Below are 9,571 nucleotides of genomic sequence, written 5' to 3'. Positions count from 1 at the left end.
GTCGTGTCGACGAACCGCAACGCCGCCGACAGCACTCGGGCGGTCCCGGATCTCACCGCGCCGGCCATGGTGAATCCGGGCGCACTGCATCTGCCCGACCTTGCCCATCCGGCGCCGCCGGTGGCGCCGATCAAGGCGCCCGACGGCACCATCCGGATCGGTTCGGTCGTCACGCCCCGGCCCGATTTCATCGATCCGCAGCTGACCGCGCAGATCAACGATTCGGCCGCGCAGACCGAGGCGGGCCTGGCGCAGACGCTGGACTCGGCCGGATTCGAGCCGTCGCGCTCCGACCGCATCGCCGCGGACACCCTCGGCGGTGCGGTGATCGGGTCCAGCGTGGGCAATATCGTCAGCAGCCCGATCGCGAGCACCAGCGCGGTCGTCGGCGCGGTCGCCGGTTTCATCGCCGGGATCCCGTTCCTGCCCGCGGGCCTGGTCGTCATGCCGGTGGTGGGCGCCGCCATCGGTTACGCGGTGATCGCGGCGCCGGCCGCTGCCGCGGGTGCCGCGATCGGCGCCGGAGTGGGCGCGATCGAGGGTGCGGTCGCCCCCGGTGTGGCCACCCCGCCGCAGGCGGCTCCCGCTCAGCTGTGATCCGAACCGCGTTCCGCTGTGATTCGCGCGTTCCGTGATGCCGACGGCCGTGTTCTCCCGGTGGGAACGCGGCCGTTCGCGTCGGCCGGGCCGGCGGCCGGCGCGCGAATACGACCGGTTGTCGGTGGGCGCCGGTAGGCTGCGGGAATGCCCGAGTTGCCGGAGATCATGGCGCTCGAACAGTTTCTGGTCGAGCATGCCGTCGGCGCGGTTGTCGGGCGGGTCGACGTCGCGGCGCTGAGTGTGCTCAAGACGTTCGATCCGCCGGTGACCGCGCTGTCGGGGCGTGACGTCACGGGCGCCGGGCATTGGGGTAAGCATCTGGGCCTCGACTGCGACGGACTGTGGCTGATCACGCATCTGTCCCGCGGTGGATGGTTGCGCTGGATCGACGAACCCGGTGCCGCGCCGCCGAAACCGGGGAAAGGCCCGCTGGCGCTGCGGGTCCACTTCTTCACCCCGGAGGGCGCGACGCCCGCCTTCGATCTCACCGAGGCCGGGACCAAGAAGCGGCTCGCGGTCTGGATCACCGAGGACCCGCAGTCGGTGCCCGGAATCACCCGCCTGGGCCCCGACGCGCTCGAGATCTCCGAGGACCAGTTCGCCGAACTCCTCGCCGGCACCTCCCAGCGATTGAAGACCGTACTGGCCGATCAGACCGTACTGGCCGGCATCGGCAACGCCTACTCCGACGAGATCCTGCACGCCGCCCGGCTCTCGCCCTTCGCCACCGCGTCCACACTCGGCGCGGACAAGGTCGCCGAGTTGTACCGGGCGATGCGCGGCATCCTCACCGACGCGATCACCCGCTCTGTCGGTCAGGACGCGGCGCGGCTCAAGGGGGAGAAGCGGTCGGGCATGCAGGTGCACGCGCGGACCGGACTGCCGTGCCCGGTCTGCGGTGACACCGTGCGCGAGGTCGCCTACGCCGACAAGTCGTTCCAGTACTGCCCGACCTGCCAGACCGGCGGCAAGATCCTCGCCGACCGGCGTATGTCCCGGCTGCTCAAGTAGTTCAGACCAGCGCCGGAACCCGGACTCCGTGCCACGCGAGCCGTTTCGCGCGATCCGGATCGACCTCCACCCGAGCCGGGCTGTCGATGATGCGGGTGCTGCGGCGCTGCTCGGTGTACTGCGGCCAGGAGGGCAGCGGCTCGCCCTTGCGGGCGAACGACAGCCAGTTGTCCTGGAATTCGCGCTGCACCGCGAGGAAGTCCCGATAGCCGCCGGCCACGGTGAGACCACGTCCGATCGCACTGTCCACGCCGCCGAATACCGGAATCAGATCGAACGCGTGGGTCGCGCCGAACCCGGCCAGTTGAACCGCGCGCGGCGCGTAGTCGAGCCGATAGGCGTAGGTCGGGGCGTGGCGGCTGTGGCCCTCGAGCACTTCCACGGTGGGACGCCAGAAGACGAAGTCACCGCCCATGCGCACGGCGGCCCGCCGCGACGGATACCCGGGATAGGCTGCCACGACCCGCTTTTCGAGGTCGGCATCGCCGCAGCGCGACAGCGCTACGTGCAGTTGCCCGGGGGTGGTGGGCAGGCTCCGGTCCCAGCGTTTGAACAGGGTCGCCTCGTCGCGGTTGGTGCCGATGATCAGCGGGACGGCGTGGGCGCGCCCGGCGGCGATGGCGTCGATCGGATCCATCGGCAGGAAGTCGCCGTCGACGACCGGGGCGGCGGGGAAGCTGCCCGGCTGCCGCCACAGCACATCAGCGATCGCGCGGTCGGCGGCCTTGCGGATGTCGTTCGCACCGGCGCTGCTCAGCGCCTCGGCCGCCTCGCCCGACGTGGCGTCGATATTGTCGACGCCCAGATTTTCGACGCAGCGCCGGGCGAAGATCCGCGCCTCCTCGGCGGTCAGCGACCAGTCCGCCGGTGCGCTCTGCGCGATGCCTCGATGGAACAGCCCGGCCGCGGCCGGGGTGGCGAGCAGGCTGACCACCGCGTGCGCGCCGGCCGATTCGCCGAAGATGGTCACGTTGTTCGGATCACCGCCGAAGGCAGCGATATTGCGCTGCACCCACCGCAGGGCCGCCACCTGATCGCGCAGGCCCAGATTGGATTCGAACGGCCGTGTCGCCGTGGAGAATTCACTGAAGTCGACGTAGCCGAAGGCACCCAGCCGATAGTTGAACGACACGACGATCACATCGCCGCGCAGTGCCAGCCGGGCGCCGGAGTACAACCGCAGCGCCGAGGTGCCCAGCACATAACCGCCACCGTGGATGAACACCATGACCGGCCGGGGCGCGGTGGCCGGTGCCAGCGGCGCGGTGACGTTCAGGGTCAGGCAATCCTCGCTCGTCGGCTGCGGGCCGCGGGGGCCGATGCGGGCGCCGTCGCGCTGCTGCATCGCGGCGAATCCGTATTCGGTGGCCATGCGCACCCCGGACCAGCTCTCGACGGGCTGCGGCGCGCGGAAACGAAGATCCCCGACGGGCGGCGCGGCGAAGGGAATCGAACGCCACTGCGCGATGCGACGCCGCCGGAGACCGCGGACAACGCCGTCGGCGGTCGTGATGTCAACCATTAGCCGATGGTAACCGTTACTGCAGGTACCCTTCGACCTGCTTCACGGGGTTGGCCTGGGCTTCGTCGGGGTTGCCGCCCTGCTCGATGCGGGCCCGCCGCTGCCGCAGCAGATCCCAGCACTGATCGAGCATCACCTCGAGATCGGCCAGCTTCGCCCGCTCGGTCTCGGGATCGAGTTCCCCGCTGGTGGCCTTGGACCGCAGCTGATGCTCCTGCTTCACCAGGTCCTGGATATGGGCAAGAATGTCCTGTTCGGTCATGAGCCCATGGTACGGCGAGAATCGACGAATCCGGTTCCTGGATGGCGTGAGGTCAGACAGGCGGTGTTTGTGAGCGGGCGGCCGCGAGCACATTCGCGAACAGCGGTGTGCCGGCAAGCGCTCGCGGATCGTATCGATCTCTCACCACCTCTTGGAGGTCACGGGCGAACTGTAGGAATTCTGGGCGTGGGTTGCGCTGTATATAGCGGCCGAAGTCGTATTCGTCTCCCATCAGGTCCCGCACGGCGGCGACGAAGTGATCGATCAGCGGGTTGTCGGCGGACGCGCGGTATTCGCGCAATGCGCGGCGAAGGATTTCGGGTGCGTCGGCAGGAGGTGCGGCCATGGCTGCGACCACTACCGATGTGAACCAGCGGGCGACCTCATTTTCGGGAGATGGTGTGGCGCTGTCGAATTCGTCGAGAATGTGGCGGGCTTCCGCGAGCAGGTACGGCTCGACGACGTTGGTCAGATAGAACTCGAAAGTCTCCCGGCAGGCAACCTGAGGCAGCAGCACGTCGCCGGCCCATCGGGCGCGGAGATATGGCCGGTGTTCGCGTGGCAGCGCCCGGCACCCGGGGAAGTTCCAGCCGAAAACACCTTCCCGAGGAATCGGCCGGAAGACCGTGCTTTCGGCAGCGGCGAGCTCTTCGTGGGTCCGGGTTACATCGATGTCGAGGATCGTTCGCGCCGCGACCATATGGAGCGTCCAATATTGCAGGAGTTCGTCCAACGACAACTTGCGACCGATCCCCCCGATAACCGTCGCCAAGTCCGCGGTTCCGGCTGAACTCGATTCCTCCGGTGTGTCTCTGCGCAGTGTGACGTACTTGTGGACGGGGAGCATCTCGTCGGCTGTTCGGGGACGTTCCTGCACGATAACCAGCGGACCCGGACCGGTATTGGTCATACCCAGAGTTCTTTCCGCTTCCAGTGCCGCCGTGAAGAAGGCCGCCAGCATGCTGATTCTCGGGCCGCGTTCGGCGAGCCACGACAGATTCCACGACCAGTAGTCCGGGGTGCCTATCCAGGACGGCCCGTGGGGATGTTCAGCCGCGATCCGCATCAGCGTACGGATGTAGTCGAAGCTCGGTCCAAGGGCGAGTAGTTCGCCGGCCGGCGTGTCGGGGTTCGGCTGGAAGACAGTCTGTTTCGCCTCGATCGAATCGCCTGTCGACTGCTCGAGCGACTGGTCGCCGGACGTCTCTCGCCCATGTGCGATCATTCGATGTCGCGGGGATTCCACAGTCTGTGAGATCTCGTGGTACAGCCTGGCGTACTCGTCCGCGTCGTGATGGGCTCCCGGTGTGAACGGTGCGGATCGTCCGCCGGCCTGGCGGTAATTGGCTTGCTTGCGTTCGAGACCGAAGACCGTCACCAGGTCTGTTGCCGGATCCGATGATTCGGTTGCGACTGCCCATCGGCCGTATTGCAGGCTGCCCGCCCTGATGATTTCGGTCCATTCCGGCAATCTCGTGACGATGTCCAGATCGAATTCTTCGATTGCGCTGGGCCACAAACCGACTTTCTCCAAGAACCAGTTCATGAGCAATCGTGAGACGCGTCCGTTGTAATCACGCTGGGCGGGATGGAGCGATATGAACCATTGTTGGAGTTTGGCGGCGATCGCATAAGGATCGAAATCGGGGCGGCTGCGCGCCGTGTCGGTCGTTGCTTCGTTGAACCAGGTGCACAGTTTCTCCAACTCTGCCGAAATATCGCGGAACCGCGGATACAGAATCAGCCCGTGTTCGGAAAATTCGCCGGGCGGCACATAGGAGGTTAGTGCGTCGGCCCCGATAGCCGCTTTCTCGCTGTCGGTCAAGGGAGACTCGAGCAGGCGATACGTAGCGGCGCCCTCCTCGCCGTTGACTACCGGGTGCATAACGATGCCGTGTTCTCCGGATGTGAAGGGGCCAGGGCAATACGTCAGGAGCGGGTTTTCGTCGACAACTGCGATCTGCTCCTCGGTGAGCGGTTCGTGTAATGTTCCCCAACCTCGAACTCGCGTGCCCTGCAATAACCCGCCGAATTCCGGCATCGTCCTCGCCGCGAGCTTCCTGTGCAGTTCGCGAATGAATTCGACGGTCAGAGGGCCACGATACCCCCGCGCGAACTCCCGGGCATCCAGATGACCCAGCCACTCCTGCTCGCCGAACAGCTCCCAGGGGCGCGGCTGACCGGAAACAAGGGCAATGTCGAGAAACTTCCGCTCGATCAGCAGCCTGGCCTCCAGTATCGCCTGTATCGACGTCTCGACTCGGGGTCGTCCGGTACGTACGCCGCCATCCACCGACGGACCTGTCCGCGGTTGCCCCCCGGGCCGGCCGGAGTCGGAAGGTGTGACGGTCCAAGGATTTGGGAGGTTGGGAAGCATGGCACTGCGGCTGGGTTGCCGCGGGCTCGCTTTTTCGGCGGCGGGCCGAGGGGCCTGCCGTGACTGCTTCTCCTTCAGCCGCGCTTGCTCCGCTTCGAGCAATGCCGCGTCCTGGTCTTTGCGGGAGACTCCGGCCTTCTTGCGGGCATCGGCCAGTGTGCGCCGCACCTGGGCTACGACCGTGCCCATCTCGGCGGCGATCTCGGAATGTGTCAGCCCGCGGCGTGCCAGTCGTAGCACCCACTCTTCCTCTGCGGTCAACCGGTTCACCGAGGCCTCGCCCGGGCCCGGCTCGGCGATTGTGTCGGTGGGAGATTCGGCGAGCCGCGCGAGTTCGGTCTCACCGAATGCGTCGAGCGCGCCGACGAGCCTCGGCATGGCCATGAGGAGACTGGGTGATTCGATGCGGTGTAGCGATCGGTCGACCGAGGTGTCGACGGTGCGCCTGGAGATGGACAGCTTGTCCGCGATCTCTCTTTTGCTGAGCCCACGAGACAGATACGCGAGTACGACAATCTGGCGTGGCGTCAGTACCTTCCGGAGCTCGGTGAATGGCGCTTGCACGGGAACGAGGTTGCGACGTGCACCCTCAGCGGCCATCAGATAGCGCTCGGTGGGGAATCCGAATCTTTGTGTCAATTCCCAGATATATCTCCACGCCGGGCCCTTGCCCCCCAGCTCCTCTGTGATCTCGGCGTCGGTCCACCCCCGGGAGATCCACAGCAGCACACGCAGATGATCAGGGCTCAGCGATGCAGGTACGGCGCCGGGCCGAGATCCGATCGGTGTCCCCTCGTCGGTCCGATCCACGATGGGTGCCGATTTCCGGGCGGTTGGTGTGGTGTCGCCCGAAGACCACGGAGTCGCGCCGCGGGCGGCGCGTGCTGTCCCAGTAATGTTGCCGGACCGTCGGCTGTTCCGAGAGGTGTACGCAGTCCGGCCGCCCGATTCCGTTGCGTCGGACGACGGCCGGCTCCCGATGGGGGGTTCGGCCGAGGGCAAGCCGCGCCGCTCGGCCTCGGCCGCGGCCAACTCGCTGAAGTTGCGGTGGACTATCGCTTCGCCCTCGGTCGGCGTCAGGCTGTCGACCTCGGCAGCCACTACTGATTCGGCCTCGGCCTCGTCCGGTTGGAGAGCTCCGTCCTCCTGGCGGATGCCGTACGAGCTGAATTGGGTCGCCATCCATGCCCGCAAAGCGGGAATGTCGTTGGAGCCGTACCTCTCCTCGAAGGCCCGACTGACCACCTCATGCGCACTCGGCGCGTGGACGGGCAGGAGTCTGCGCAGCAGATGCGCCAATTCGTGAATGGCCAGGCAGAAGTACACCCGATCCAGATCGAGGCGCAGCCGTTTGGCAGCCAACTGCTCTATCGCTTCGGCGTGCATTCGCGCCGGTGCGGTCATCCACAATTCGTTGAATTCGATGCCCTCGAAGGAGGTGTGGCCGAAGTTGCCGACGTCCCCGGGAACGATTCTGACCTCGGACAAGATTCTGATCTCGGACGAGTCGCCGAGGAGGATCGGGAATCGGGCGATCATGTGCCGTATCGCCGCGATGAGATCACCGGCGGTGGCCGCTGGGATGCCGGGGTTGTCGAGACCGATGATGTCGATGCCGTAATCGGCTCGCAGCGCCGCGGCCATGGCCAGCTTGGCCTGTTGTTCCATCGGCGTGACCGGGCGGTATTCGGCCGTGAGTTGTTCTCGACCTCGGTCTTTCTCGGCTTGGCGCTGCGGTGCGAGCTCGGCCAACAGGTTGTGAAGCACCTGCTCCCCGACCGATGTGTCTCGTGGATCGTGTTCCATGGCCGCGAAGGCTCCCGCCAGCGCCGCGGCCGAGTTCAATCGTCCTTTTTCGCCGGGGCCGTATTCGCGAAATTGGCTGCTCGACCAGGCGAATGCCTCACGCGGAGACCAGCGCGTCGGACCCTGGTGACTGTTCTCATGGTGGTCGATAAGCGTGGTCTGGGCTTTTCGCTGTGCGATCAGCCGAGTCGCAATATTGAGTGAGTAGCCGAACTCACGGCGGATCAGCCCGAGTACCGGTTCCGCGACGGATCCCACCGCGCGGCCGCTGTTCACCATGTCGGCCCATACCGAGGCGAAGAGCCCCCGGTCGGCTGCGACTGCGTCGGATACCGTGATCGACCGCGTGTAGGGGTAACGCGTGTCGGTTCCGGCGACGTGGTCGCTCACGGCGAGCAGACGCGGCCCGGAGACGGGGCCGAACCCGGTCCGGAGTAGTTGAACGTAAGGGTATTTCGTCAACAGCTGGTGTATCGCGCGAGCGAGCTCACGTACGAGTTCCACCGGGATGCCGGGCATGTCGAACCCGAACATACGAACGGCGTGTCTGCGCCACATCTCCGCCGCGACCGCGGCACCCGTCGTGCACGACCGGAACGGGTCGGCCACGGTCCGATCGACTGCATCGGCCGCCACCACCGAATCGCGTGCGGCGCGCGCGAGGCGCCGATGGTGCTCGCGCAGCTGCTCGGGGTAGCCGGGATCGTCGAACGGGAGTCGCTGTTCCGGGGTGGCGGTGCGCCAATGGCGTTGGAGGCGCCCATTGTGAATTCGGCTGCCCAGGTCGTCCAGGAAGTCGTCGGCCGAGACATCCGTTCCGGAAGCCAGCGCGGCGCGCACGATCGGCACGGCGATCTCCGCCAATCGCACATATTCGGACAGCACGTCGTCCGGAAGATCGTGAAAATCCGTGACGGCCGGCGAAATTCGGTTGCTGCCGTCGTGCGCTTCGATCCAGACCGGGTCGGCCGTCGTGTCGAGCACAGCCCCATATCCGGGGGTTTCACCAGGTGGTTCATCGGCCGCAACCGCGTACAGTCGAGCCGCCGATCCCACGACCAGCGAACGCGGAGGGGGTGCGGGAACGTCGCTGCTCGTCTCCTCGGATCGGGGCGCGGAGCCGATCAGCCCCTCGTCGACCCGCCGGCCGGGCGCTTCGCCGGCTTGGTGCGGCGCAGGGTTTTCGGCCCGTGTGGTGCCCGAGCTCGGATCGGCCGTCGACGGCCGGGGTGGGTCGGACCTCCGGTGGGGGACTCTGCGCGCGCCGGGTTCGTGGTGGTCGTACGGGTTCGCGGTGGTGACGATTTCGGCAGCTGAGCGGTTGCCGGAAACCTTTCCGATCCACGATTCGGCAGAGCGCGTCGTATGGGCGCGACCCTGCGGCAGTCCTCCGGTCCACGGCAGGGTGCGCGGGTCCACGGGCGCCGGTACTTCCCGGTGCGCGGGTTTCGTCCACGGTGATGTCCCTACGGCACCCGGCGGGGTCTCACCTCGTCCCGAGGGGTCCGGCCCGGCGATCAGCACCACCGTGACGTTGTCCCTAGTACCGGCGTCGACGGCCGCGGTGGCGAATCCTTGCGCGGCGGCGAGGAGATTCCCCGAGGTCCGGGCCAGCTGGGCCCGGACCTGGTCCGCGATCGCATCCGGCGTGCCGATCTTCTTGATCGGACCGTCGGAAACGAGCGCGACCACGCCGCGGCCGGTCAACTCGTGGGCGGTCGGATTCGGCTCGCGCCATTCGTATTTCATGCCGAGGCCGCGGGTGAGAGACGACGCGTGCGGCATGCGTGCGGCCTGTTCCGCGCTCAGGCCCATCAGGTCCATATAGCTCTGTAGTGCCGAATCGTCGGTGGTCAACTGTACTGCCGGGCCGCCGTCCAGCGGAACCCAGTACGCGCGGGAGTCGCCGGCGCATTCCGTGAACACCTGGGTCGAGGTGACCAGTGACAGCACGATCGTGCTCACCGGTGGCAGATCGCAGCCGGGGAACTCC

General features: G+C 66.8%; 5 protein-coding genes. 2 read left to right on the top strand and 3 right to left on the bottom strand.

Annotated elements, in window-relative coordinates; translation table 11 throughout:
• Window positions 1-597 (top strand): hypothetical protein (locus tag ON23_RS23665; RefSeq protein WP_039780870.1); only part of this gene is annotated, 597 nt, incomplete at its 5' end.
• 147 nt (window positions 598-744) lie between these two features.
• Window positions 745-1,611 (top strand): Fpg/Nei family DNA glycosylase, encoded by an 867-nt coding sequence (locus ON23_RS23660; protein WP_039780869.1) that lies wholly within the window; start codon window positions 745-747, stop codon window positions 1,609-1,611.
• 1 nt (window position 1,612) lies between these two features.
• On the opposite strand, the gene ON23_RS23655 is transcribed toward ON23_RS23660, so the two are convergent.
• The 3 genes from ON23_RS23655 to ON23_RS23645 are packed head-to-tail and all read right to left on the bottom strand — an operon-like array spanning window position 1,613 to window position 9,543.
• Window positions 1,613-3,133 carry a carboxylesterase/lipase family protein gene (locus ON23_RS23655; RefSeq protein ID WP_039780868.1) on the bottom strand — a complete coding sequence of 507 codons (1,521 nt, stop codon included), beginning with the start codon at window positions 3,131-3,133 and terminating at the stop codon, window positions 1,613-1,615.
• A gap of 16 nt (window positions 3,134-3,149) precedes the next feature.
• Window positions 3,150-3,395: a DUF2630 family protein gene (locus ON23_RS23650; RefSeq protein WP_036505506.1), complete on the bottom strand. Its 246-nt coding sequence runs from the start codon at window positions 3,393-3,395 to the stop codon at window positions 3,150-3,152.
• 52 nt (window positions 3,396-3,447) lie between these two features.
• Entirely contained in the window at window positions 3,448-9,543 is a 6,096-nt protein-coding gene (locus ON23_RS23645) for a LuxR C-terminal-related transcriptional regulator (protein ID WP_094026248.1), read from the bottom strand.
• Between the last annotated feature and the right edge of the window lie 28 nt (window positions 9,544-9,571).

It is taken from the genome of Nocardia cerradoensis NBRC 101014, assembly GCF_000308535.1.
Classification (GTDB): Bacteria; Actinomycetota; Actinomycetes; order Mycobacteriales; family Mycobacteriaceae; genus Nocardia; species Nocardia cerradoensis.
This window is presented reverse-complemented; position numbering and strand designations above follow the sequence as displayed.